The sequence below is a fragment of the Pseudomonas sp. S2_A05 genome (assembly GCF_054668485.1).
This window is the reverse complement of record NZ_CP162775.1, coordinates 5,432,119-5,458,127: the sequence shown is the minus strand read 5'-3', so window position 1 is coordinate 5,458,127 and position 26,009 is coordinate 5,432,119. Positions and strand designations below refer to the sequence as shown.

The 26,009-nt window shown below is 60.9% G+C and carries 19 protein-coding genes; 10 read left to right on the top strand and 9 right to left on the bottom strand.

The genetic code is table 11. The annotated features are described in order from the left end of the window. Positions 1-17: 17 nt before the first annotated feature. The 4 genes from purH (at position 18) to AB4O12_RS24645 (ending at position 6,604) form a co-directional block, all read left to right on the top strand. Positions 18-1,625: a bifunctional phosphoribosylaminoimidazolecarboxamide formyltransferase/IMP cyclohydrolase gene (gene purH, locus AB4O12_RS24660; RefSeq protein ID WP_460059864.1), complete on the top strand. Its 1,608-nt coding sequence runs from the start codon at positions 18-20 to the stop codon at positions 1,623-1,625. Between the two features lie 147 nt (positions 1,626-1,772). Beyond that, entirely contained in the window at positions 1,773-3,068 is a 1,296-nt protein-coding gene (gene purD, locus AB4O12_RS24655) for a phosphoribosylamine--glycine ligase (protein WP_460059863.1), read from the top strand. 99 nt (positions 3,069-3,167) lie between these two features. After that, positions 3,168-5,945, top strand: a complete 2,778-nt coding sequence (locus AB4O12_RS24650) for a hybrid sensor histidine kinase/response regulator (protein WP_150741627.1) — start codon at positions 3,168-3,170, stop codon at positions 5,943-5,945. Between the two features lie 62 nt (positions 5,946-6,007). After that, entirely contained in the window at positions 6,008-6,604 is a 597-nt protein-coding gene (locus AB4O12_RS24645) for a MarC family protein (protein ID WP_016771870.1), read from the top strand. Between the two features lie 78 nt (positions 6,605-6,682). Here AB4O12_RS24645 and AB4O12_RS24640 read toward each other — a convergent pair whose 3' ends face one another. The 9 genes from AB4O12_RS24640 to AB4O12_RS24600 form a co-directional block, all read right to left on the bottom strand. Next, positions 6,683-7,555 carry a hypothetical protein gene (locus AB4O12_RS24640; protein ID WP_460059862.1) on the bottom strand — a complete coding sequence of 291 codons (873 nt, stop codon included), beginning with the start codon at positions 7,553-7,555 and terminating at the stop codon, positions 6,683-6,685. Then, on the bottom strand, positions 7,459-13,788 hold the full coding sequence (locus AB4O12_RS24635) for a TcdA/TcdB pore-forming domain-containing protein (RefSeq protein ID WP_460059861.1): 6,330 nt from the start codon (positions 13,786-13,788) through the stop codon (positions 7,459-7,461). The genes AB4O12_RS24640 and AB4O12_RS24635 overlap by 97 nt, the downstream gene beginning before the upstream one ends. A gap of 367 nt (positions 13,789-14,155) precedes the next feature. Beyond that, positions 14,156-15,856, bottom strand: coding sequence for a precorrin-3B C(17)-methyltransferase (gene cobJ / locus AB4O12_RS24630; RefSeq protein WP_457264495.1), 1,701 nt, complete (start codon positions 15,854-15,856; stop codon positions 14,156-14,158). Next, the gene (locus AB4O12_RS24625) at positions 15,856-16,590 is read right to left on the bottom strand and encodes a precorrin-2 C(20)-methyltransferase (RefSeq protein ID WP_370695113.1); all 735 of its coding nucleotides are present in this window, start codon (positions 16,588-16,590) and stop codon (positions 15,856-15,858) included. Before AB4O12_RS24625 ends, cobJ begins: the two co-directional genes overlap by 1 nt. Continuing rightward, on the bottom strand, positions 16,587-17,213 hold the full coding sequence (locus AB4O12_RS24620; RefSeq protein ID WP_056787678.1) for a precorrin-8X methylmutase: 627 nt from the start codon (positions 17,211-17,213) through the stop codon (positions 16,587-16,589). Before AB4O12_RS24620 ends, AB4O12_RS24625 begins: the two co-directional genes overlap by 4 nt. Beyond that, positions 17,206-18,504 (bottom strand): precorrin-3B synthase, encoded by a 1,299-nt coding sequence (gene cobG, locus AB4O12_RS24615; protein ID WP_460059860.1) that lies wholly within the window; start codon positions 18,502-18,504, stop codon positions 17,206-17,208. Before cobG ends, AB4O12_RS24620 begins: the two co-directional genes overlap by 8 nt. Positions 18,505-18,658: 154 nt before the next feature. Next, complete coding sequence (locus tag AB4O12_RS24610) at positions 18,659-19,309, bottom strand: hypothetical protein (RefSeq protein ID WP_460059859.1); 651 nt, start codon at positions 19,307-19,309, stop codon at positions 18,659-18,661. Between the two features lie 52 nt (positions 19,310-19,361). Next, entirely contained in the window at positions 19,362-20,399 is a 1,038-nt protein-coding gene (locus AB4O12_RS24605) for a hypothetical protein (protein WP_460059858.1), read from the bottom strand. Next, positions 20,323-20,994, bottom strand: a complete 672-nt coding sequence (locus AB4O12_RS24600; RefSeq protein ID WP_150638214.1) for a hypothetical protein — start codon at positions 20,992-20,994, stop codon at positions 20,323-20,325. The genes AB4O12_RS24605 and AB4O12_RS24600 overlap by 77 nt, the downstream gene beginning before the upstream one ends. 225 nt (positions 20,995-21,219) lie before the next feature. Here AB4O12_RS24600 and cbiE point away from each other — a divergent pair, with 225 nt between their 5' ends. From cbiE to AB4O12_RS24570, 6 genes are all read left to right on the top strand, one after another. Beyond that, positions 21,220-22,431 carry a precorrin-6y C5,15-methyltransferase (decarboxylating) subunit CbiE gene (gene cbiE, locus AB4O12_RS24595; RefSeq protein ID WP_460059857.1) on the top strand — a complete coding sequence of 404 codons (1,212 nt, stop codon included), beginning with the start codon at positions 21,220-21,222 and terminating at the stop codon, positions 22,429-22,431. Then, the gene (locus AB4O12_RS24590) at positions 22,424-23,521 is read left to right on the top strand and encodes a cobalt-precorrin-5B (C(1))-methyltransferase (RefSeq protein ID WP_406228158.1); all 1,098 of its coding nucleotides are present in this window, start codon (positions 22,424-22,426) and stop codon (positions 23,519-23,521) included. The genes cbiE and AB4O12_RS24590 overlap by 8 nt, the downstream gene beginning before the upstream one ends. Further along, positions 23,518-24,234, top strand: coding sequence for a cobalt-precorrin-6A reductase (locus AB4O12_RS24585; RefSeq protein ID WP_406228157.1), 717 nt, complete (start codon positions 23,518-23,520; stop codon positions 24,232-24,234). The genes AB4O12_RS24590 and AB4O12_RS24585 overlap by 4 nt, the downstream gene beginning before the upstream one ends. Positions 24,235-24,551: 317 nt before the next feature. After that, entirely contained in the window at positions 24,552-24,950 is a 399-nt protein-coding gene (locus tag AB4O12_RS24580; RefSeq protein WP_460059856.1) for a DUF2946 domain-containing protein, read from the top strand. A 48-nt stretch (positions 24,951-24,998) separates the two neighbouring features. Continuing rightward, positions 24,999-25,478 (top strand): copper chaperone PCu(A)C, encoded by a 480-nt coding sequence (locus AB4O12_RS24575; protein ID WP_041480685.1) that lies wholly within the window; start codon positions 24,999-25,001, stop codon positions 25,476-25,478. A 21-nt stretch (positions 25,479-25,499) separates the two neighbouring features. After that, positions 25,500-25,973: a DUF2946 domain-containing protein gene (locus AB4O12_RS24570; RefSeq protein WP_460059855.1), complete on the top strand. Its 474-nt coding sequence runs from the start codon at positions 25,500-25,502 to the stop codon at positions 25,971-25,973. The last annotated feature ends 36 nt before the right edge of the window (positions 25,974-26,009 follow it).

The window sequence follows — 26,009 nt, the reverse complement described above, 5'->3', positions numbered from 1 at the left end:
TTTTGATGGAAATTGAGATGACCGACCAGACTACCCGCCTGCCGATTCGCCGCGCCTTGATCAGCGTTTCCGACAAGACCGGGATCCTCGAATTCGCCAAGGAGCTCGAAGCTCTGGGCGTCGAGATCCTCTCCACCGGCGGAACGTTCAAGCTGCTGCGTGACAACGGCGTTGCCGCAGTGGAAGTCGCGGATTACACCGGTTTCGCCGAGATGATGGACGGTCGGGTGAAAACCCTGCACCCGAAAATCCACGGCGGCATCCTCGGTCGTCGCGGTACTGACGATGCGATCATGAACGAGCACGGCATCAAGCCGATCGATCTGGTAGCGGTCAACCTGTACCCGTTCGAAGCAACCATCAACAAGCCAGGCTGCGACCTGCCGACCGCCATCGAGAACATCGATATCGGCGGCCCGACCATGGTCCGTTCGGCAGCGAAAAACCACAAAGACGTGGCCATCGTGGTGAATGCCAGCGATTACGCCAACGTTCTGGAAAATCTCAAGGCCGGCGGCCTGACCTACGCTCAGCGTTTCGACCTGATGCTCAAGGCCTTCGAACACACCGCCGCCTACGACGGCATGATCGCCAACTACATGGGCACCGTGAACCAGGCCGCTGAAACCCTGAGCACTGAAGGTCGCAGCGAATTCCCGCGCACGTTCAACAGCCAGTTCATCAAGGCTCAGGAAATGCGCTACGGCGAGAACCCGCACCAGAGCGCGGCGTTCTACGTGGAAGCCAGGCCTGCCGAAGTCGGCATCGCCACCGCGACCCAGCTGCAAGGCAAAGAACTGTCGTACAACAACGTCGCCGACACCGACGCTGCGCTGGAATGCGTGAAGAGTTTCGTCAAGCCAGCCTGCGTGATCGTCAAGCACGCCAACCCGTGCGGCGTGGCGGTCAGCCCGGACGCTGAGGGCGGCATTCGTCAGGCTTACGAACTGGCCTACGCCACCGACACCGAGTCGGCGTTCGGCGGCATCATCGCCTTCAACCGTGAACTGGATGCCGAGACCGCCAAAGCGATCGTCGAGCGCCAGTTCGTTGAAGTGATCATCGCCCCATCGGTCAGCGAAGAAGCCCGCGCCATCGTCGCGGCCAAAGCCAACGTACGCCTGCTGGCCTGCGGCGAGTGGTCGGCTGAGCGCGCCGCTGCCCGGGATTACAAGCGCGTCAACGGTGGCCTGCTGGTGCAGAGCCGTGATATCGGCATGATCAGCACCGATGACCTGAAAGTGGTGACCAAGCGCGCGCCGACCGAACAGGAAATCCACGATCTGATCTTCGCTTGGAAAGTCGCCAAATACGTCAAATCCAACGCCATCGTCTACGCCAAGAACCGCCAGACCATCGGTGTCGGCGCCGGCCAGATGAGCCGCGTCAACTCGGCACGCATCGCCGCGATCAAGGCTGAGCACGCCGGTTTGCAGGTGGCCGGTTCGGTCATGGCGTCCGACGCGTTTTTCCCGTTCCGCGACGGTCTGGACAATGCGGCCAAGGTCGGCATCACTGCGGTGATCCAGCCGGGCGGTTCGATGCGTGATGCTGAAGTGATTGCCGCTGCCGACGAAGCCGGCATCGCGATGGTATTCACCGGCATGCGCCACTTCCGTCACTGATACACCGATTCAAATGTGGGAGCGAGCCTGCTCGCGAATGCAATCTGCCAGCGACGTTGACGTTGACTGACACACCGCTTTCGCGAGCAGGCTCGCTCCCACATAAAGCGCTCCAGCAGCGCCTGACAGATTTTTGAGGTTTTTGAAATGAATGTTTTGATCATTGGCAGCGGTGGCCGTGAACACGCTCTGGCCTGGAAAGTGGCTCAGGATCCGCGTGTGCAGAAGGTTTTCGTTGCACCGGGCAACGCTGGCACCGCCATTGAAGCCAAATGTGAAAACGTCGCCATCGACGTGTTGGCGCTGGAGCAACTGGCCGATTTCGCGGAAAAGAACGTTTCCCTGACCATCGTCGGCCCGGAAGTGCCGCTGGTGGCTGGCGTGGTCGATCTGTTCCGCTCCCGTGGCCTGGACTGCTTCGGTCCGACTGCCGGTGCTGCGCAACTGGAAGGTTCGAAAGCCTTCACCAAGGATTTCCTCGCCCGCCACAAGATTCCGACCGCCGATTACCAGAACTTCACCGAGATCGAGCCGGCCCTGGCTTATCTGCGTGAGAAAGGCGCGCCGATCGTGATCAAGGCCGATGGCCTGGCTGCCGGCAAAGGCGTGATCGTCGCCATGACCCTGGCCGAAGCCGAAGACGCCGTGCGTGACATGCTCGCTGGCAACTCGTTTGGCGACGCCGGTTCACGCGTGGTGATCGAAGAATTCCTCGACGGCGAAGAAGCTTCGTTCATCGTCATGGTCGACGGCAAGAACGTGCTGCCGATGGCCACCAGCCAGGATCACAAACGCGTCGGCGACGGCGACAGCGGCCCGAACACCGGCGGCATGGGTGCCTACTCCCCTGCCCCGGTGGTTACCGCCGACGTACATCAGCGCGTGATGGATCAGGTGATCTGGCCGACCGTGCGCGGCATGGCCGAGGAAGGCAACGTCTACACTGGCTTCCTTTATGCCGGTCTGATGATCGACAAGGCCGGTAACCCGAAAGTCATCGAGTTCAACTGCCGCTTCGGCGATCCGGAAACCCAACCGGTGATGCTGCGTCTGCAATCGAGCCTGGTGCTGCTGGTTGAAGCCGCATTGGCGCAGGCACTGGACAAAATTGAAGCACAGTGGGATCCGCGTCCGAGCGTTGGCATCGTTCTGGCTGCTGGCGGCTACCCGGGCGACTACGCCAAAGGCGCAGCGATCAACGGTCTGGACGCAGCGTCAGGTCTGGAAGGCAAAGTCTTCCACGCCGGCACCGCGTTGAAGGACGGTCAGGTCGTTACTGCCGGTGGTCGTGTACTGTGTGCCACTGCCATGGGCGCCACCGTGGGTGAAGCTCAGCAGCAGGCCTACAAACTGGCCGCTGCCATCGACTGGGAAGGCTGCTTCTACCGCAAGGACATCGGCTACCGCGCCATTGCCCGTGAAAGCGGCGAAACCCAGGAGTAAGCGATCCATCAGGCCCGGCGCGGGATGCCATTCCTCGCCGGGCTGTTCGGTCGTCGCGCATCGTTATATTCTGGCATCAACCTACGAAGGGATTTCGCCGTGCGCTGGCTCAGGATTGCCATAAGCTTCACCGTCACGCTGATGACCTTGCTCTGCATGCTCCCGGCCCAGGCCGCGCAAGGCAGTGGCTGGTCGGTATTGCTTGACGATCAGGGCATCCTGCAACTGAGCGACATCCGCTCCGCTCGCTACACCAATCAATTCAGCCCCATCGAGCTTGACCGTCTGACCGCGGCCGAACCCGAGGGCGCCCTGTGGCTGCGCTTCAAACTGGCGCCGGGCAAGCACGAACAAGTGCTGCGCATCTTTGCCCCCGACCTGTCCCAACTCAATCTCTACGTGCTCGACGGCGACCGGCTGATCGAGCAACGCAATACCGGCAACGAACGGCCGCAGGCCGAACATCCTTTGCCAAGCAGCGATTTCATGCTGCCGCTGCCCCAGGCCGACAAGCCGCTGGACGTCTACGTGCGCATGGTCTCCGGCCATCAGCTGCGCCCGCACATCACCCTGCAAGCGGCAATCGAGGGCGCAGCCGATCAGAAGCAGACGCTGATTTTCGGCCTGCTGTTCGGCTGCCTCGCCATGCTCCTGCTGCACAACCTGGTGCGCTACGCCTACTCGCGCTCGCGCAGCAGTCTGTGGCTGGCGATCTGTGAAGGCCTGCTCGGACTGAGTCTGTTCCTGTTGCTCAATCTCGCCGGTCCGTGGTTGCCGAACTGGCAAGCCATTCAGACGCCGGGCGCTTATCTGGCATTGCTGCTGACGGCTCCAGCCGGATTGATGTACGCCCTGCGCTTCTTTGCACCACTGGGCCAGCATCCGCTGAACAAACTGCTGTGGGGCGACATTCTGTTGATCGTCACGTGCAGCCTGTTGCTGCTGTTCGTCAACACCTTGCCGCTGAACATCATCACCTACGCATTGGTCGCATTGGCCGGTCTGAGCATGTTGCTGGTGGGTTTCTATCACTGGCAGAAGGGCTATCGCCCGGCGCGTCTGTTCGTCGCCGCCATGATCGTGTTCAACATCGGCACCCTGGTTATCCTGCCGGCGTTGCTGGGGCTGACCCTGGTCACGCCGCAAGGCCTGATCATGACGCTGATGTTGTTCATTTGCATCAGCGGTCTGCTGATGAGCGTCGCCTTGGGCGAGCGACAGCGCAGCATCACTGAAAGTCGTTTCAGCATCAGCCGCGACCTGGCGGCAAGCAACGCCGAAATCAACGCCAAAGCCGAATTCCTCGCCAAGATCAGCCACGAAATCCGCACACCGATGAACGGTGTACTGGGCATGACCGAGCTGCTGCTGGGCACGCCGCTGTCGGTCAAGCAACGCGATTACGTGCAGACCATCCACAGCGCCGGCAACGAACTGCTGACGCTGATCAACGAGATCCTCGACATCTCCAAGCTCGAATCCGGGCAGATCGAACTCGATGACGTGCAGTTCGACCTCAACGCGCTGATCGATGATTGCCTGAGCATCTACCGGGCCAAGGCCGAGCAACAGAACGTCGAGCTGATCAGCTTCATCCAGCCGCAAGTGCCACGGGTGATCAGCGGCGATCCGACGCGCCTGCGCCAGACCTTGCTGAGCCTGCTGGAAAACGCCCTGAAGAAAACCGAAGAAGGCGAAGTGCTGATCGTCGTTGCACTGGATGAGCGCAGCAGCAAGCCGCGCCTGCGCATTGCCGTGCAGGACAGCGGCGTGCCGATGGAGCCGGAAGAGCGCGAAGCGCTGTTGCACGCCGAATTGCACAGCAAGCACTTCCTCTCGGCCAATCGCCTGGGCGGCAATCTCGGCCTGGTGATCGCGCGCCAACTGATCCGCCTGATGCAAGGCGAGTTCGGCATCAAGAGCGGCGCCACCCAGGGCAGCACTTTGTGGCTGACCTTGCCACTGGACCCGGATCGCCTCGAACATCCGACCTCCGACCTCGACAGCCCGCTGCAGGGCGCGCGGGTGCTGGTGGTCGACGATAACGACACCTGCCGCAAGGTACTGGTGCAGCAGTGCAGCGCCTGGGGCCTGAATGTCAGCGCCGTGCCGTCGGGCAAGGAGGCGCTGGCGCTGCTGCGCACCAAGGCGCATCTGCGCGATTACTTCGACGTGGTCCTGCTCGACCAGAACATGCCCGGCATGACCGGCATGCAACTGGCAGCGAAGATCAAGGAAGACCCGAGCCTGAACCACGACATTCTGCTGATCATGCTCACCGGCATCAGCAACGCGCCGAGCAAGATCATTGCGCGCAATTCGGGGATCAAACGAATACTGGCCAAACCGGTGGCCGGCTATACGCTCAAGACCACGCTGGCTGACGAGCTCAATCAACGCAACAAGGGCCAGGTCGCGTTCCAGCCGCAGGTCGTTACGGCGGCCACAGCGGCCAAAGTGCCGAGCGACTTCCGCATCCTCGTCGCCGAAGACAACACCATCTCGACCAAAGTGATCCGTGGCATGCTCGGCAAGCTCAACCTGCAACCGGACACCGCGAGCAATGGCGAAGAAGCGCTGCAAGCGATGAAGGCCCAGCGTTACGACCTGGTGCTGATGGATTGTGAAATGCCGATCCTTGATGGCTTCTCCGCCACTCAGCAACTGCGCGCCTGGGAAGTCAGCAATCAGCGCATCCGCACACCGGTTGTAGCCCTCACCGCGCACATTCTTGCCGAACACAAGGAGCGCGCCCGGCAGGCCGGCATGGACGGGCACATGTCCAAACCGGTCGAGCTCTCCCAGTTGCGCGAGTTGATCGAACACTGGGTTGCCCAGCGCGATCAGCAGAACCGGGCCACGACCCAGCCGTCGTAAACCGACAGAATCTGCGGTGCCTGATAGACTCCCCCCGACTCCATCGCCAGTGAGCTTGCATCATGCTCCATGTGTTGTTCAGCGTTTATCTGAAGATGCTGGTGCTCTACAGCCCGTTCTTCGTGTTGTCGTGCTTTATCAGCCTGACCCGTGGCTATTCGCGCAAGGAACAGCGGCGTCTGGCGTGGAAGGTCGCCCTCGCCACACTGATTTCCAGTGTGCTGCTCTATTTGTTCGGGCGGGTGATTTTCGATGTCTTCGGCATCACCGTGGACGCCTTCCGCATTGGCGCCGGCAGCGTGCTGTTCATTTCCGCGCTGGGCATGGCTCAGGGCAAACCGGCGGTGCAGGCCGACAATGTGCAGCAGGACGTGACCATCGTGCCGCTGACCATCCCGCTGACGGTCGGCCCCGGCACCATCGGCGCCTTGCTGGTAATGGGTGTCAGCCAGCCGCACTGGGACGACAAGCTCACTGCAATCATGAGCATCGCCCTGGCCAGTTTTACTGTCGGAGTGGTGCTGTATCTGTCCAATCGCATCGAGCGGATTCTCGGCGATCAGGGCTTGCAGATTGTCAGCCGCTTGATGGGATTGTTTGTTTGCGCACTGGCCGCGCAGATCATTTTTACCGGCGTGAAAGGTTATCTGGTGCCTTGAGTGTTGTTGCAGCGCAACCGCCACAACGAAACGCCGCGTACGGTCACCGTTCGCGGCGTTTTGCTATGCGGAGCGACCTCAGCGCAGCGCTGCGATCACCGCTGTCAGGCTGACCGTGGCCTCTGCGCCGCGCACAGTGGCAAACGCTTCCAGCCCTTGAGCCAGCGTGAACGTGTGTGGCCGCCCGGCAATGGGCAGCATCAGTAGCAGTGGGCGTTGTCGGTCGAAATTACGCAAGATCAGACTGTGCCCGGAGTCCGGATCGGTCAGTACCACACCGTCATCGACCCGTGACATCCACCAATGCCCGCACTCGTCCAGATCCAGATCCAGCAGGCAAGGTTCTGCCGTTTCAGCATCCGAAGCGTGTCGTCCATCGACCACGATGCAGTCCAACCGCTGGAAGGACGCTTGCGCCAGCCGATAACCCGAGGTCTGCGCACCGAAAGTCAGCAGCAGCCCGGTGACGCCATCGGGCAACAATGTTTCGATCTCTGTGATGTCATCACCTACCTCAAGCACCATGACCTCGGCGTCGCGATGGGCATAACTGTCGGGCAGCCAGACGCCGTCGTTCGGGCCGGCGCTGAAAATCAGTTGGTCGAGCGGGTCGAACAGCATCGGCTGCTTCGACCCGCGCGTACCGAGGAATGCCGACCACTGTCCGTCACTGCGCCCGGCCAGATCAAACAGCCGGTCAAGTTGCGGCAGGTAATACAGATAGCGTCCGGTTGCACTTGCCACTTGTATGACAGGCGCGTGGGCATGCCCTTGCAACAATGCTCGCAGGCGTGCACGTAACTGTTCATCGCTCTGCCCCGGCACATGAGACCAGCGATTTTCCACGCCAACGATCATTGCCGGCTGGTTATCCAGCAATTGCAGATGCACCCCGTCGAGGGTCTGCGCCTCCAGCCCTTCACCCTGGCGCCGCACCTCAGCAAAGTCCATGACGTCCAGACCTTTTCAGGCCGGTCGAGCACCTCCGGTTTCAGCAAACGATGGTCAGCGGCAAACACTCCCCGCAGTGCTTCGATCGCCATCAGCGGCTGGCGATAAAGTTGTCCGGCGCTGACCTCAAGCAACCAGACAGCGCTTTGATCCGGGGTCAGACCGAGCAGCGCCAGCTCCTTGCCCTGACCGATATCGGCCACAGCGACTTTGCCATCGACACACCACACAGTCAGGAACGCCTGACCTGCCCCATCTCGTAAACCGAAGACCGGGAACGGCAGCAACGCTGCGACCGTGGCCAGCGAGGGCAATGCGCTCAACCAATCGGGATTTCGCTGCAGCCAGCGCTGCCCAACGCCGGCGAACCGGAGAATCGAGGGTTTATCGGCCTGATCGAGCCATGCCTCATCGCTTCTGTGCGCAAGGGAAGGTACCCCGTACTGAAACACAATCACGTCGTCGATCGCTGCCGCTGCCGGCGCGTCGACGATATCGACCTCGAACAGACGGCCGTCATCCTTGGTCGCAAGGTAGCGCTGGTCCGCCAGGTTGATTTCGACCACATCGTGTTCGATCACCACATTCTGCCAATGACCGACACGGGGTTCGATGCCGCGGCTGATCGTCCGCTCCTGCTGGCTATAGAACAGCACCGCGTTGTTTTCAGGGCTGGACGGCATCAGCATCAACAAGTCTTCGGGCCAGGACAGGTCTTGCCTGGCCTGAATGCACTTGCCCGTCGTCTTGTTCAGCCAAGCCCTGTCGCGCAACTGCGACCCGGCATAGCCCTCGACAACAATGAACGGAGCACAAGACCAATCACTGCTGCTGGCGGCCATGTCTGACGAGACGCTCATGTCCGGGGCATCGGTTTGTCGAAGCGCTTCACGCGGCTCGAACCGATAGTCCTCGGCGGCAAAAGCGATCTGGCAAGCGGTCAGTTCTACATGCTGCCCGCTAATCCGGTACTCGACCGTGGTGGTGCCATGCAACGCTTCTGCCGTCAGCTTCTGCGCAATCCGCAGCGCTCCATCGGCTTGTTGTCGGCAGCCGATGATGGTCGAACCTGTACGTGGATTTTTCAGACGGTAGCGATGCTGGACAGTGCCGGTCAGCACATCGACCCGCCATACCGATGGATGATCGGGATGGTAGAACCACGCATGGCCGGCGTTGACGCCTGCCAGAACCACACCCTCGTTCACCTCCAGCGGCAGGTTACGCGCGAACAGCACCCGATCCCGCGCAGTGTCGTAATAGCCGGTAGTCACCACTGGCCGGTTCGGCGAATCGAACGGCACTCTGAAGTTACGCAACGGCAAATAGGCTGCGGTCAGTTGCCCGCTTGCGACCTGAGCGCGCAAATAACGCTGCACCGGCGCCGGGATGCCGCTGGCGGTCATGGTTGCGCTACGCAGTTGAGTCGCAGCGTTGTTTTCGTAGTCGAGGACAACGGCGATCAGATGCAGGCTGCGGCCCGTCCAGTCGATCCGGAACAGCCCCTCGGCCAGCTCGATGACGCCGTCAAAACGATTCAACACGAGGCCATCGACCAGCATGTCAGGTGCGCTGTCGATGCTGTCCCGTGGTTTTGCACGAAAGCTGACCTGTTCGACCCGGGCCCAGGACGCTTGCACCGTCCAGGTCACCCGTTCCCAGCCCTGTGCTTGTTCGAAATTCACCGCCAGCAGGCCTGGCACCAACCGAATCCGGAATTGCCCCTGCGGTGCGGTGATCCGGTAGGCAATCTTCTCGCGCCACTCTGGCGGCAGGTCCGGAACCAACAGCTGACTGACCTCTGCGCTCAACTGCAGCTTGATCGTCGTGGCCATGAATACCGGATGCAGCTTGTAGAGTATGTGCGGCGCTAATGGCGTACTGAACAGGTAAAACACCCGGTTACCGAGCGCGTCATATTCCAGCTGATGTGCCAGGCGGTCGTGCAACCGCGGGTAGCGGGTTGTTGAAAAGGGCACGGTCCCGGCGCTGCCGAGTTGATATTCATAGCCGTAGTAACAGATTGGCGAACAAGGCAGCACCACCATCGTGGGCAAAGTACCCCAGACGCTGCCGACAGCAGGACGTTGAAAGGCTATGGGGATGTTGATCGCAGCATGCCGCGTGGCAGGATCATCGTCGTATTGCGGCAATTCCAGTGCACTGCCCTTCCAGGGGTAAAACTTCTGCCCTTCGAACGCCACCCTTCTGCTGTGCAGATCCACCTCAGTAATCACTGCCAGTGCGGGGAACTGCAAGACCGCACCAACGCTTTCGTAAGACTGCTGATAAGCGTCGTGAATCTGCGAGAGGTGCTCGCCGATGGCCGCAGCCTTGTCCATGATCTGCCCGAGATTGCTGGCAATCGCGGTCACCCCGATACCGACGCCCAGTAGCGGCACGGACAGCGCTGCGGCGAACGCGCCCACCGTTCCGCCCGCCGCCAGGGCGACAATATCCAGACCCAGGGCCGCCGTATTGAACGCCAGGGACGTGGAGAATCGCGCTCGCTGCTCATGATTCTCTGCCTGCGTCAGGTTGTAGATGTCGAAGCCGATATTGGCCACGGAAAATGCCACCCCGACGCCCGTGGCGGCCTGCCCGGCCAGACGTGCGGAGAACGAGGCCTGCTGCAACGCCCGCTCGGCCACCGCTAAATGGCGCACCAACTGGATGACCTGCACTGCATCGCTGGCCACACCAAAGCCCAGCTGTGCATAACTGACGTACACCTGAAGTTGCAGGGCGACGGTCAGTGTCGGCGCTGTATCGCCAGCGCGGTACTCGCGCTGGCGCATTTCACTGATCAGCGTCTGGATCGCAAAGGCGAAACTGAGTCGGCTGCCACCGTCGTGATCAGCCGTCTGCCCGGGCCTGGCCGCACCGCCCTGCACGAGTCGTTCGACGTATTGCCTGATTTTCTGAAAGCGCGAATCCCGGGTGCTGACCGTCCGGGCATTTTGCGCATTGCGCAGATCCATCAGCGTAATGCTGTGGCCGCCGTCGGCGTTTTTGCTGTGGGTATCGAGCAACGGCACGTAATCACGCGCCAGGTTGTGCTCACGGCGCAAACGCTCGGTCGCCTGCTCGAGCTCGCTGGCCCAGTAGCGTGCGTCCAGTTGCGCGAGACCGACGCCCAGTCGAGCGTTTTCCCCAAGAGATCGGGTACGGGCCAGCGCTTGCTTGTGCCAGATCGAGGCTCCCTGCGGATCGGCCAGCGCAACGTTGTGCAAAAAACTGTCCACGCGCAGATCCGATGACAGCCTGCGTTCGGCGATCGCCGCAGTGTCCAGCTCAGTGACGGTGAACTGCGCCGTGGCCATCTCACCCAGACCATAAAGCTTCGCCAGCGCGTTATCGTCCGCGCTCAGATAACGCTCTACGCCACGTTGCAACTGCGCGCCATCGGCAAATCCGTAGAGGGCGAAGTTGGGATCGTAGAAGCGATAGGCCGCGTGCTCACCGGTTCGCACTTTGGCCAGCAGCAGGGCGTGGTCGCCAGTGTCGAGCAGCAGCACCGCAGGCGCCGCACTGGCGTCCAGCGCGGCGATGATGCTGTCCAGGCGTTGCACGCCGCGAACGCTGCCGACCTCGCCGGTGGGCAAGGCGCGCAGTTCGTCCAGCGCACTGCGCAACGCCCGCGATCCAAGTTCGTCGGGACTCGCGCTGGCGCTGGCGACATGCCCGACCAACGCCCGTTCCGCCGGCTCGCCGGCTGCCACTGCGGCGCCCATCAGCAGCGCCAGCGGATAACAGCGGCGCCCCGGGTCGCCCGCGTTGTGCTGCAACAGATCCTGCGGCAACTGCTTGACCGACACCGCGCCGGCCTTGAAAAAGATGTCACGCACTTGTCCGCTGCGCTGCAGGATCTGCGTGCGAAACTCCCGCTGCGCGCTGTGCTTGATCTGGCCGATACGTTCGCCCCACTGGCGCAGCGTCAGCGGCTCGGACATGGCTTGAACCTTGAGCTCGCGGGTCGTCGATGTGGCCGTCGGCAGGTCGCGTCCCAGCCCGTTCTCGAACGCCGCCGAGCGGCGCTGGCGCACGGCTTTTTCAATCGCATCGTAGCGCGCGAAAGTGCCGTCACGGTCGGTGGCGATGGCCAGGTCGCGCACCTGTTGCCAGGTATCGGCGAACCCGACATCGTCCACGCTCGTTGCGCCGAAAATCCCCCCGAGCACGACTCGCATCGCGGGGCTCAGTTGTTCCAGCGGCAGCGTACCGTGGGCGATCCGGCTGAACAGTTCGTTGAGATGGCTGACCGATTCCGCACCATGGGAGGTCGGCACAACCACAGGTCCTTGCGCCAGCACTTGCTGACGGGCGTCGAAGTCGATGACCACGGCTTGAGCGAAATTGACCTCCCCGCTCAACTTGTCTCGCATCGCTCGAATGAACGGCTCGCCCAGATCATCCATCAAGCGTTGCAGCACTGAGGTCAACAGCACCGGTTTGCCCTCGACAACGGGCCAGCCGCGCTCGAAGGTCAGGCTTCGATCGCTGAGCAGGTTGGACAAGCGTCCGGCATAACGAGACTTGAGCTTTCCCTCGGCCCACCGGGCGTGTTCCTTCTCCAGCCAGTCTTTTTCCGTGCCCCTGACGATCCAGCCGGAAATGGTTTCCTCTTCGGTATTGACGTTGTAGCCCTCGCGCAGACGCTGTTGCGCCAGCACCTGACGAGTGAAAAACGGATCGCAATTGGCTTCGATATATTCATGTAATCCGGCGAGTGCCGCGCCCGGGCCGGTGAGCGTTACCGTACCCGCCGCGTCATTGCGGATACCGTCCCGATAATAGGTGACAACCGCTTTAAGCAATTGGTAGGCATAAGCTTCATTCCAGCTGGTGAAGTTCGACCTGACCAACATCTCTTCAATGACTGTCGCCGCGACCGTGGTCAGGGTCTCACCGTCGGCCCATCCAGTTGCCGAGTTGGCCATGCGCTTTTCAACTTCAGCGAGCACGTCGTAATTAAGCCGAATGACTTGCATGATCGACATCGTCATGCCGCTGCCCGGCTGGGCGATGAAATGAGCGTTCATTTCTTCATTGATTTGCAGCCCCATGCGAAAGCCGTTCTCCGCAGCCTCCACGACTTTTGGCGCTATGAACAGTTCAAGGACGTCGGGTTTGCTGCGAGCAAAATCCTCGAGAAGTTGTTTATGTTGCTCTGGAAGACTGTCGGTCCTGTCAGGGTAATGCTGCGGATCGCGCCCCGGCATCAACTGCGGATTGTTGTTCAACAGAAGTTGCAGGACTGCGATTTTCTGCGTCTGACTGTAATCAGTGATATCGACACCGCCCAACTTGTCGAGCAGTGGCGGCAGATAATCCATGTCGGTATAACGCCCGCCTTCACGAAATTCCGCCTGCAAGCGCACCACATCGCTCGCTGCGGCGAAGTTGCCGCGCATCGACACTTCGCGCTGGTAAACGTCCGCCAACAAGTCATCGGCAAAGGCGTGAGTGACATCGCGTAATTGCAGATCCGGACCCACCATCGCCAGATGGCTGTCGAGGCAGCGCTGACGAAAAGCCTGCAGCGACGCGCGGTCCTTGCCATAAGCACGCACCATCAGATCGATGCGTGCTTCATCGGTCCGCCCCTTCCACCTCGGCTGGCTGAGGTAGTCGAACATCTGCTGTTTCAACACCCGTGCACGCTCTTCAATCATCGTCGCCAATTGCGCGGCATGGTTGAGCTGGTCGCCACCGGTCGTCATGACATCAGCCCCGGCACTGTCGAGGATGACCCGGTTCATCTCGAAAGCCAGCAACGCATCGCTGTCGTACCAGAGATTGAAGCGGTAACCCTCCGCCGCCATCACCTGGCGCCAGATATTCATGTAATCGCGCTGATTGACCCCGACTTCGCTTCCGCCAACCCAGACGAAATGGATGACTTTCGGCACCGGCCGGGTCGGCCCCGACAACATTTCCACGGTCGTCGAAAGCCGTGACAGATAACGTTGCAGCCCTCGCGCAATGTCATCGACAACCACCGGAACAGGGTTTTTTTTGCGTTTCAACAGCACTGCAAGTTGCTCTTGAAACAGGCTCGCCAGGGTCAACAACGACACCGGGTCGGTCGTTTGACCGGCTTGCTGGTAATAGTCGTTCAGCGCTTGATATTGGGGGGTGGCAGAAAGCTCCCGCAATGCTTTTGAGAGTACGGAATACTCTTGCGCAGAAATGAATGCTCGCCCGAACGAGTAATCGTTTTTTAAAGCCATCACACACTCCTTGTTTACTTAATGGCCCATTGACGCGCGCACTTTCGCGCCGCTGCAGAGCGGTAAATTGATTTGAACGACACTCGACAAGTGCTATGAACACAGCACCCTAGTGGGCGAATACGCGCCACACAAACAACAAGGAATACAAAGCTTGTCCCCGGCAATATCTGATAACACCGAAGCACTATGCTGTAACGGCTGCGAAATAATTAGCGGACCGGCGCGACCGTCGGGCAAAAAAAATGGCCCTGCCCTGTGGGGCATGACCATTGTTTATTGCTGGTGGAAAACAATTGAAACTTCAATCGGACTTACAACCGCTCAAACTTTCCCAAAGCTGAATATTGAATGAGCGGAGGGCTTTTCAGGAAAGCGGTTTTTCACCATACCAACGCGGCGTATAAACCCATTCACCGCCCCCGGCACGGGCGAAGGTGCAGGTGGTCGAAGAGCCGATCAGCACCATGGTGCGCATGTCCACCTGTTCCGGTGTCAATGCGCCCAGGGTCGTGGTGCGCAGCGTCTGCCCCGGCCGGCCGATGTCCCGACCGAGCACCACCGGTGTTTCAGGCGAGCGGTGCTGCGCAACGATCTCCAGTGCGCGGCCCAGTTGCCACGGGCGCGCCCGGGAAATCGGGTTGTAGAACGCCAGGGCCAGATCCGCTTCGGCGGCCAGATCCAGACGTTTCTCGATGATCGCCCAGGGCTTGAGGTTGTCCGACAGCGACATCACACAGAAGTCGTGGCCCAGCGGCGCACCGGCCTGAGCCGCAGTGGCCAGCGAGGCGGAGACGCCGGGGAGGATTTCCAGATCAACGCTGTGCCACGCCAGATCGTCCGATTCGTGCAGGGCTTCGAGCACCGCAGCGGCCATGGCGAATACGCCCGGGTCGCCCGAGGAAACCACGATCACCGAGCGGCCTTCGGCGGCGAGCCTGAAGGCATGGCGGGCACGCTGCATTTCTTCACGATTGTCGGTGCAGTGCTGCACCTGATCGTCGCGGAACGGGCCGGCCATGCGCACGTAGGTTTCATAGCCCAGCACATCGGTGGCGCGGGCCAGTTCGGCTTTCACCGCTGGCACCATCAGTTCGGCGGCGCCGGGGCCAAGACCAATGACCGCGAGGCGACCGCGCGGGCGGCCGATCTGCGCGACGTCCAGCGGTTGCTCGGCAATCGCGATCGCCAGATGTTCTGCGCTGATCACGGTCGCCGCTGGCACTGCCACGCGGGCCAACGTCTGAAGATCGCTTTGCGCCGCGACGAAGCGCAGTGGCACGCCCAACTCGAGCGCAGCTTCGCGCAAAGTCGATGCGGCCATTTCAGCGTCTGCTGCCACCAGACACGCCAGTGCCGGCACGGCGACACTGGCCTGTTGCAACGCAGCGCGAACGGCGTTCGGCAGATCCGCCACGTCAGCGCTCACTGCCACCGCCACACTGCGCGGGTAAATCAGCAATTCATCGGCGCTGGCCACCCGCTGCACACTGCTCACATGAATCGACCGCTGCGCCTGCGGATCCTGCGGCAACTGCGCCTGATCGAGCCATGGCGCCGCGCCTTCGATGCGCACGCTGTGCCCGGCGAGCAGGTCGGAAACGAAGCGTTTGCCCGATTCCAGATCCGCCAGTGCGTAGCCGCTTGGCGGATTGAGCAGGCAGGTACCAAAGCGCAATTCGCCGCTGGTGGTGATCGCCGGCGCCACTTGCAACGCCGCCGCGATGTCCCGGGCCATGACGTTGACCCCACCGAGTCCACCCAGCAATGGCACCACCGCGCTGCCGTCTTCGGCCACCGCCAGCACCGCTGGTTCGGCGCCTTTCTCCAGCAACAGCGGCGCCAAGGTGCGAATGACAATGCCGGCCGCGCACAGGGCAATGATCGGCGTGTCCTGTTGATACAACGCGCGCAGGGTCGCGCCGAATTCCTGATAGCTGCTGTCGGCGCCTTCAACCCGTCCGGCAAGGCCATGGATTTGCGCCGCCGGGTAGACCTGCTGAATGCGCCGCGCCGTCGCGAGGCTGCCCTGGCCGAGAATGACGATGGCGGGAGTCGCTTGGCTCATCAACCTTGCCACCGTTCGCCCGGGACGATGATCAGCGAGAAGTACGGCGAGGACATCGGCTCGACCTGATCCATCGGCACGATCTTCTGGTTGGCCATGGTCGCGCGCTCGACATACAACGCACGCTCGGCGAGGCCGAGTTCTTCCAGCACCTGACGGACCTTGGGAAAGTTGCGCCCCAGTTTCATGATCACCGCCGCATCGGCATCGGCCAGACGCCGTTTCAGTTCTTCGTGGGGCAGCACGCCGGAAAGCACCGACAGGCTCTGATTGCGATACACCAGCGGCGCGCCGAGCACCGAAGCGCCGCCGAGCATCGAGCACACGCCGGGCACCACTTCGGCCTCGTAACGGCTGGCGAGACGATCATGCAAATACATGTAGGAGCCGTAGAAGAACGGGTCGCCTTCGCAGATCACCGCTACGTCGCGGCCGGCGTCCAGATGCTCGGCGACCGCCACAGCGGCTTCGTCGTAGAAATCACTGATCACCTGCTCATACGACAGCGGCGCCGGCAACGCCTCGGTGGTCACCGGATAGACCAGCGGCAGCAGGTTCTGCGCCTCGACCAGATGCGCCTCGATGATCCCGAACGCATTGCCCTTCTTGCCCTTGGCCACGAAATACGCGACCACCGGCGATTCGCGCAGCAGGCGCAAGGCTTTGACAGTGATCAGTTCCGGATCACCGGGGCCGACACCGAGGCCGATCAGACGTCCTTTGGCCTGCATCATTCGATCTCCGTGGCGAGGGCATTGACGGCGGCCGCGGCCATGGCGCTGCCGCCCAGCCGACCCTGCATGATCACGAACGGCACGCCGCGACTGTCGGCGGCCAGCGCCGCTTTCGATTCGGCAGCGCCGACGAAGCCGACCGGGAAGCCAAGGATCAGTGCCGGTTTCGGCGCGCCGGCGTCGAGCATTTCCAGCAAGTAGAACAGCGCGGTCGGTGCGTTGCCGATCACCACCACACTGCCTTCGAGGTGCGGGCGCCACAGTTCCAGCGCGGCAGCCGAGCGGGTGTTGCCCAACTCGCGGGCGAGCTCCGGCACGCTGTCGTCGCGCAAAGTGCAGATCACTTGGTTATTGGCCGGCAGGCGCGTGCGGGTCACGCCTTCGGAGACCATCCGCGCGTCGCAGAGAATCGGCGCACCGGCCGCCAGTGCATCGCGCCCGGCCTTGCCCGCGCCCTCGGAGAATTGCAGACCGTCGATGGCCTCGACCATGCCGCAGGCGTGGATCACTCGCACCGCAAGTTTTTCCAGATCGGCGGGAATGCGCGCCAGATTGGCCTCGCGGCGAATGATCGCGAAGGAGTTGCGATAGATCTCCTGACCGTCGCGGATGTAATCAAGCATCAAGGGGGCTCCGGGAGCGGGCGTCGAGCAGGGTCGCGGCCGCTTCAATAGTAAGATTGCAGGCGTGCAGCGTGCCGAATCCGGGCTGTGCTGCATCGCGAAAATAGAGGTCGTAATGACCGGGGGCAACGGCCAGCAGCGTCGCTGGCGCGCAGTGGGCGGCGGCGCAGGAGCGCGAGCAACCCGACAGGTGCACGCTGAGGCCTGCGGGCAGCAGAGGTGCAAGTTGCCGGGCATCCTGTTTGGTGTCGGCAAGGCCTTTGCCGCAGCCATCGGCGCCGGTGCAGGCGATCAGGCGAGCCAGTGGCTCGGCCTCGGTCGTCAACAGGCCCAACGCCCGCAACTGCTCAAGCACGTTGTCGGTATCAGTGGCTTTCACGTTCGGCAGCAGCAGGCTCTGCCACGGCGTGAAGCGCAGACTGCCATCGCCAAATTGACGGGCCAGTTGTGCCGCGCCCCGCAGCATCGCCGGATCAAGTCGGCCCAGTGGCGGCACCGCGCCGACGTAGCAGCGACCTTGCGTGTTTTGCTGATGAGCGCCGATGTGCAGCGCGTCTGCCGACGTCGGGCGCTGCCAATTGCTGATCGCCTTGAGCGATACGCGCTCGCGCAACGACTCAAGGAACGCGAGCCCGGGCAACTCGTCGAGCAGATGGCGCATCCGTGTTTGCTCTGGCCGGGCCAGGTCGAGGAACAACTCCAGCGCGGCGACCACCAGTGCGTGAGCATTGTCCAGGCTCACAGCGCCGAGAGGGCGATCGGTCGGGCAACCGGCCAGACCGAATGCCCAGAGGATTTCCCCGTCACGTTCGAACGCTGACAGCCACAGATCATGCGGATGTTCGAGCATCGCCAGCGCTTCGCCGCCATCGAGTTGCACGGCGAACTTGGCGCTCAACTTATGGAAACGTGGATGGCATTGCAGCGTGTCGAGGATTTGCCCGGCGAGCGGGCGTGTATCGATACGCATCTGCCGATCGACTCCGGCGGCCGGGCTGAGCATCAGATTGCGCACATCGTCGCCGGCAGCGTTCTTTGGCCCGAGGCCAGCGGCCAGCAAGCGCTCGATCAGCGCCGCCGATTGCGCACCGATACCACGAATCTGCAGGTTGCCGCGATTGGTCGCTTCGATCGCACCGCTCGCAAACGCTTCGGCGGCAGCGGCCACCGCATCGGCCTGATCGGCACTGATCGAACCGCCATCAAGCTTGATCCGGCAGATACCGCCGTCCAGTGCCTGGACGATACGCAGCAACCCCGGGCAGGCCGAGGGGCGTAAGGCAGTGGACATCGGGCGTTCGTTCAAGGGGCTGACCGGTTGTGTGGCAGAAGCGCTTCGCGGGCGAAGGCGCAGTATTATGCCTGCTTTGCCCACCGGTATGAAAAGTCTGCCCTCTGTCTCGACCGGTGGGGCAGGCAGGCGTCAGTTGTTGCCTCTGCCGCGCTCAGGTCAGGGCGATAATCTGCTTTTCGCGCCGCTCACCCAATAACGCAATAATCCTGGCTCTCGAGAAACAGTAATCATCGGCATCTATAAGAGCCTTGTAGCAATCAACAGCAACGTTGCCCACTATCTGCTCGGCATTGAAGCGTCGCTCAAGCACATTGCCCGGAACAGGCTCTTTGACGGCAAACGAAATGACGACCATCGTAATTGTTGATCCCTTGGATACGCTGCCAAGCATGAAGCGAATCGACTTGCCCTCTTGCAGAGTATTTCGCTGAAGCAACTCAAGGGCCGCACCGTTGCTCTCCAGTTGCGAGGTCAGATTGGCAATTACCTGTTGGTTCAAAACTGCCGGCGCCCAACCTTGCAAGAGTTCTTGAGCCAACTCCAGCAGAGTAAAAGTATCGGGCGTAGTGACCGGCGCGCTGATAACCGGATCGTCGAAAAACAAAGCACCGGTGACTTTCAAAGCCGTTTTATTGGCGTCATTCCATGCCTCGTATTCAACAGCACCGGGAACTTTATGCGAGGCGACCGTTTGTGAATAAAGCAGCGCATCGAGACTGTCGTTAATGTCAGATGCCGACAGCTCTTTACTCACCAGCACTAATGCCCCTGCGCATACGAAAACCTTCGAAATCGCGAACATTTGCATCTCCCACAAAAAAACCAGAGGCTTGCGCCTCTGGCATTAATCACTTTCAGACCGATTGGCCAAATTCGTAGCTGAGCGCTTTCTCACGCTGCTCAGTCAGAGCCTTGACAATCAACGGTTCAACCATTGCATAGTCTTCCTCATCCATATACATAGTGGCGCCAGCGTTATAAATCTCCACAGCAGATGTTGCCCATTCTACAAACAGTACTTTGGTAGGTTGAGCCGAAGCCAGATATTGCACAGCGGCGATTGCCAGGGTGATACCACCCTCATCATCCTGCGAAGCCGCACTCATGCAAAAGTTGCCACCTTCGGCTTTCTTCGAGTTGTTCTCGAACAGCGTCAGGGCCTGTGGTTCATTTTTCAGTGCATCCATGGTCGCATCTGCCACAGAGGACAATACTTTAAGGGCTGCCTGGCCCTGTCCTACTGCTGCACCAACAGCGGTATGCAGAACAGAAAGGACAACATTATCCATGGTCAATTTTTGCGAAGTAGCGGTATATCGATTATAAGGCTGGCTGAAAGCAAACCAGCCAGCCAGTTTCATCAATCGCATAAACTCGTTATAGCGCTGTTCCTTTTGGTTGGACGCCGGATATTTGAGCAAGGCAACCAGATCGGCATACATGTAGGTGTTTTTAACGATTCGCTTGCTGCGTTTGGACATGCTTGCATCAAAGCCTGCAATACCCGAGCCCATGATTGCAGCATTCAGTTCATCTTTATCAATCGGCAAGCTACTGCCAACACTTGCCGAACGCGAGCGCAGCACTGGCTGCGCAGCGATAAACTCATTGGTTTGTGCAATCAAACTAAACCGCTCAACAGCGGAGATTACATCTTTATTCAGCTCAGTCATAAATGAATTCCTTTCATGATTAAAACACCGACTTGGTGTGGAAAACAAACTAACCACAGCACCGGAGTTAATCAAATCGAAAATCCATGCATTTAATTTCAGACCGTCATACAAACCATCAAACAAAGCTGTACAACTAATATCAAGCGCCCCGAGCCAACTCAATTTCACGCGTGCGCATATCAAGCACTGCAGCAGCCAACTGAAGCCGATTTTCATTTATCGCGGCAGACCTGATCAAAAAGCGCCTGGAGCGGATATCAAGCTCCGAACCCGTATGCTGAATAGTCCAGAACAAATAGGTAGAGGACCACTTCGCATCAAGCAAGCGAACATTACTGACGACAATCTCCAACTCCCTATTGAAATTGTACTGAGCAGGAGAAAAACGAAAATCGCTCCATTCCCGAGCGCTGCCTCTAAATACGTCTATGGCGTCCGAATGTGTCTCAAGCATATGGAACGCTTCCTTCATTAGCGCGACTTTCTCCCGACTTAGTTGTTGCGACAAGGATCGCGCCCAGACGTCCAGCGCATTGCCGGTAAAGTTCTTGTCAACATGGATTACCGGAGCTTGCTCCAGGCTCCAGCCGACAGACCAAAGCACCCCGGAATAATATTCGAACCAAGCAGCTGGCTCACTGTTTCTGTTATGACGCAAATCGGCTCTGTATTCTGCCCAGCGCATACTGTCTTTGACGAATCGTTTGTCTTCCGCAGTCAACCCGGAAAAGTAGGACAACAGATTATTCCCCATCACCGTCGCACTGCCTTGGTCGGGCAGTGCTGAGATACTGTTCAAAACATCGCTCATTTCAATTATCCATTCGATTATTCAATTTACTAAAAAAGTACCTTCCGGATAGCCACAAGCACTTCCAGCGGAACGCCAATTCAATACTTGCGAAGAACTCGAAAAATCACAAAAGACAATGTAAACATTCAATGTCGGCGCTCCTCAAAAAAGGACAGCAGCCAGTTATCGATTGTCGCGTTATCATGTCGCCCGCTTCGCTGGACGCAGGATCTGGAGTATGAAATGGGCGATTGGCTGACCGTTGTGGGTATTGGTGAAGACGGCTTCAAAGGCCTGGGCAAGAACGCCCGGCGTGCTCTGATGGGCGCCTCGCGGATCGTCGGCGGCCAGCGTCAGCTGGATCTGCTGCCGCCGTGCATCGGCGGCGAGCGGCAATTGTGGCCGAGTCCGTTTTCCCTCGCGCCGGTGCTCGAGTCGCGTGGCGAGCCGGTCTGCGTGCTGGCCAGCGGTGATCCGATGTTCTACGGCGTCGGTGCCAGCCTGGCGCGTCAGGTGCCGAGCGCCGAGATGGCGATCATTCCCGCTCCTTCGTCCTGCGCACTGGCGGCGGCGCGCCTGGGCTGGCCGTTGCAGGAGGTGACGATTGTGTCGCTGGTGGCGCGTCCGCTGGCGGCGCTCAATGCGCATCTGTTCAGCGGCGTGCGTCTGTTGTTGCTGAGCAATGACGGCAGCAGCCCGGCCGCCGTTGCGCAATTGCTCTGCGAACGTGGTTTCGGCCCAAGTCGCATGACTGTTCTGGAGCATTTGGGCGGCGACGCCGAGCGACGTATCGAACGCAGCGCCAGCAAATGGAGCGATGCGGCGGTCGCCGACCTCAACGTCGTCGCTGTCGAGTGCCTGGCCGACCCCGGTGTTACCGGCCTGTCACGCCTCGCCGGTCTGCCCGATTCGGCGTTCCGTCACGACGGCCAGCTGACCAAGCGCGACGTGCGCGCCATCACCCTCGCCCGCCTGGCGCCGAAGCCCGGCGAACTGCTCTGGGATGTCGGCGCCGGCAGCGGTTCGATCGGCATCGAGTGGATGCGTGCGCACCCGAGCTGTCGCGCCATCGCGGTCGAGGCCGACGAGGGCCGTCAGCAATTGATCGAACACAACCGCGATGCGCTGGGCGTACCCGGCTTGCACCTGATTCGCGGCAAGGCGCCGCAAGCGCTCAATGGCCTTGAACGTCCAGACGCTGTTTTCATCGGCGGCGGCGTCACCCGTGAGGGTGTATTCGAGACCTGCTGGGACCAGCTCAAGCCCGGCGCCCGTCTGGTGGCCAACGCCGTGACCCTGCAAAGCGAAGTCACCCTGATGCACTGGCGCGAACAATACGGCGGTGAGCTGACGCGCATTCATGTCGCCCAGGCGCAACCGCTCGGCGAGTTCGACACCTGGCGTCAGGCATTGCCGATCACCCTGCTGGAACTGGTCAAACCCCTCGATGCGTGACGAAACCGCCGAACAACCCGCGCCCCTGCGCAGCGGCCTCACCACCGGCAGCTGCGCCACCGCCACCAGCCTCGCCGCCGCGCGCCTGTTGCTCACCGGCATCAGCGCCGACGCGGTGCACATCACGCTGCCCAAGGGCAAACAGGTGCAGATGCGCCTGGAGTTCTGCCGCTTGAGCGAGGGCGGCGCCGAGGCCGGTACGATCAAGGATGCTGGCGATGACCCTGACGTCACTCACGGCGCCCTGCTCTATTCACAGGTGCGCCTGTCCGCCGAACCGGGAATCCACTTCAACGCCGGTGTCGGCGTCGGCACGGTGACCCGACCCGGCCTGGTATTGGCCGTCGGCGAGCCGGCGATCAATCCGGTGCCGCGCAAAATGATCAGCGATCACCTCGCCTTGCTCGCCGCCGAAACCGGTTATGGCGGCGGCTTCGAAGTCACAGTCAATGTCGAGGGCGGCGCAGAACTGGCGCTGAAAACCATGAATCCACGGCTGGGCATTCTTGGCGGCCTGTCGATCCTCGGCACCAGCGGCATCGTCCGGCCATTTTCCTGCGCCGCTTACATCGCCTCGATTCATCAGGGCATCGACGTAGCGAAAACCAATGGTTATCTGCACATCGCCGCGTGCACCGGCAACGCCAGCGAAGACACCATGCGCCGGGTCTATGACCTGCCGGAAATCGCCCTGATCGAGATGGGTGATTTCGTCGGTGCGGTGCTCAAGCATCTGCGCAAAGTACCTGTGGATAAACTCAGCCTGTGCGGCGGCTTCGGCAAGATCAGCAAACTCGCCGCCGGGCATATGGATCTGCACTCACGGCATTCGAGCATCGATTTGCCGCAACTGGCCGAGTGGGCGGCGGCGATTGGCGCGGATGCGGCATTGCAACAAGGCATTCGCGAAGCCAATACCAGCCAACAAGCCTTGGCCATGGCCAGCGCGGCGGGCATCGCTTTAGGGGATGAGGTGTGTCGCCACGCATTGAATTTCGCCCGCAGCGTGGTACCGGCACAGGTCCAGGTCGAGGTGTTTGCCATTGATCGTCAGGGCGGGATTGTCGGGCATGCCGGAGGTTTTGTATGAAGCGGATCTTGTTGCTCGGCGGCGTGACTGAAGCGCTGGCGATTGCCCGCACGCTCGGCCCGCAACATATCTACAGCCTCGCCGGCGTTGGCCGGGTGCCGAGCGATTTGCGCTGCCAGGTTCGGGTCGGCGGCTATGGTGGCGCTGAGGGTCTGGCGCAGTTCATCGCCGATGAACGCGTCGATCTGCTGCTCGACGCTACACACCCGTACGCCGCACAAATCAGCGCCAACGCCGCCCGGGCGGCACAGCTTGCCGGCATTCCCTGCTGGGCCTTGCGCCGCCCCGCCTGGCAGCCGCAAGCAGGCGATGACTGGCGCGAGGTCAGTGACTGGGCCGAACTGATCACAGCGCTGCAACCGTTCCACCGCCCGCTGTTCACCCTCGGCCGCGAACCGCTGCAACACCTCGACGAAATCCCCGCCCACCAGTTCTGGACTCTGCGCGCTCTCGACGTTTATCCCGGCAACACGCGCTGCGAAGTGATCGGCGCCCGTGGGCCGTTTCTGCTGGAAGACGAGCGAGCGCTGTTCGAGCGCCGGCAGATCGATGTATTGATCAGCAAGAACAGCGGCAGCAGCGCCACCGAGCCGAAGCTTGAAGTGGCGCGCGAGCGTGGCGTTCCGGTGCTGGTGTTGAAGCGCCCGGGGTTGCCGGGGGTTGATCGGGAGTTTGAATCAGTCGCTGAAGTCCTCGCTGCCCTTTCCCACTGAATCGGCACGGCCCTTTGTGGGAGCGAGCCTGCTCGCGAAGACGTCCGCACCGGCAGCCCATCAGTGCCTGACAAATCGCTTTCGCGAGCAGGCTCGCTCCCACAGGAACCGTGGATGTTGCTGATATCTGTGCACACTCACAAAATTTGTGGGAGCGGGCTTGCCCGCGAAGGCGTCAGGTCTGGCACTGCAAATTCAAGTAGCTACACTCCTTTAACAGCTCAATGCGACACCAAACCGCACGACGCTTTTTTACTTATCGGCCCTGATCAGGCTAAATGGGCCGCGCCTGATCGCCCACCCAACGGACCTGTCCCATGAACCGACGCCGGTTAGCATTTGCCTGGATCGCCTGCTTTGCAGTGCTGTTCAACATGCTCGCCATGCCGCTGAGCGGGGCGATGGCGCAGGCGGCCAGTTCACCGGCCGAGCAGATACTCTGGAGCAGTTTCTGCACCGGCAGCGGCATGAAGATGGTGGCGATCGACATCGGTGCCACGGATCAGAAGGCCCCGCAAAACGACAACCATTCGAACATGCAGCACTGCTGGTGTTGCTCAGGCGGGGCGCCATTGCTGGCGCTGCCGGGGCATTCGCCGCAGCTGTATTTCGCGCAATTTGAAAGCAACCGCAGCGTTGCGCCCGTCTCCCTGAAAGCTCCGACGCCGCGCCAGCAATGGCCGAGTCTCAATCCCCGTGCCTCCCCTCTGGTCTGATTGGTTCGCGCCCTGAATCCGCGTTTCAAATCGTTCTGGAGAACTGCCATGTTGAAGAAACTCTTCGTCCTCGCTGCGCTGTTGTTGCCGGCGTGCTTTGCCCATGCCCACGAATACAAGGTGGGTGCGCTGGAAATCGCCCATCCGTGGTCGCAGGAACTGCCGCCGAATGCGCCGACCGTCGCCGCCTATTTCATCATTCACAACACCGGCAAAAGCGCCGATCGCCTGCTCAGCGTCGACTCGCCCATCGCTGCACAAGCGCAGTTGCACGAGCACGTGATGCAGGGCGATCTGATGAAGATGCAGCAAGTGCCAAGCGTGGAAATCCCCGCCGGCGGCACCGTGACCTTCGCGCCGATGGCTTACCACGTGATGCTGCTCAACCCGAGCGATCGCAGCCTGCTCAGCGACGGCAAGCGTTTCCCGATGACCCTGCATTTCGAAAAGGCAGGTGACGTCAGCGTTGAAGTAGCCGTGCAGAAGAAACCGCCGGAATCGGCCCAGGGCCACGTGCACGCTCAGTAACTGTTTCGGCTGACTTCGCCCATGCGTCCGTTGCGCGCCAGGCCCGTCCCGCATCACCGTCAGACTCAAGCGCTGACGCGTGGCAGCTGGATCGCCCTGTTCGCCATGTTGATGATCTTCATCGGTCCACTGATTTCTCAGTCGATGCCGATGGATCAGCACGCGTCGACATCGATGCCAATGAGCATGGACATGTCGATGGACATGTCCGGCATGGATCACAGCGGCCATGACGCCCAGCCTGCGGCCGAGCATTGCCCGCCGCAATCTTCGCATCACGTGCTGTGGGAAAAATGCGGCTATTGCAGCCTGCTGTTCAATTGCCCGGCACTGACCGGCGGCGGCGATTTCGTCGCTTTCAACATCCCGCCACCCAACACCTTCACCCCACCCTCGCCGCGTCTGGGCCATGCCCGCCAACCCTTCTTCCCCGGCGCCCGCACCCGCGCCCCCCCATCGCCGCGTAAACACGCACCTCTGATTGCACACGGTTGAGAAGACAGCTTCACGCTGCCGGCCGTGGTGTTTACG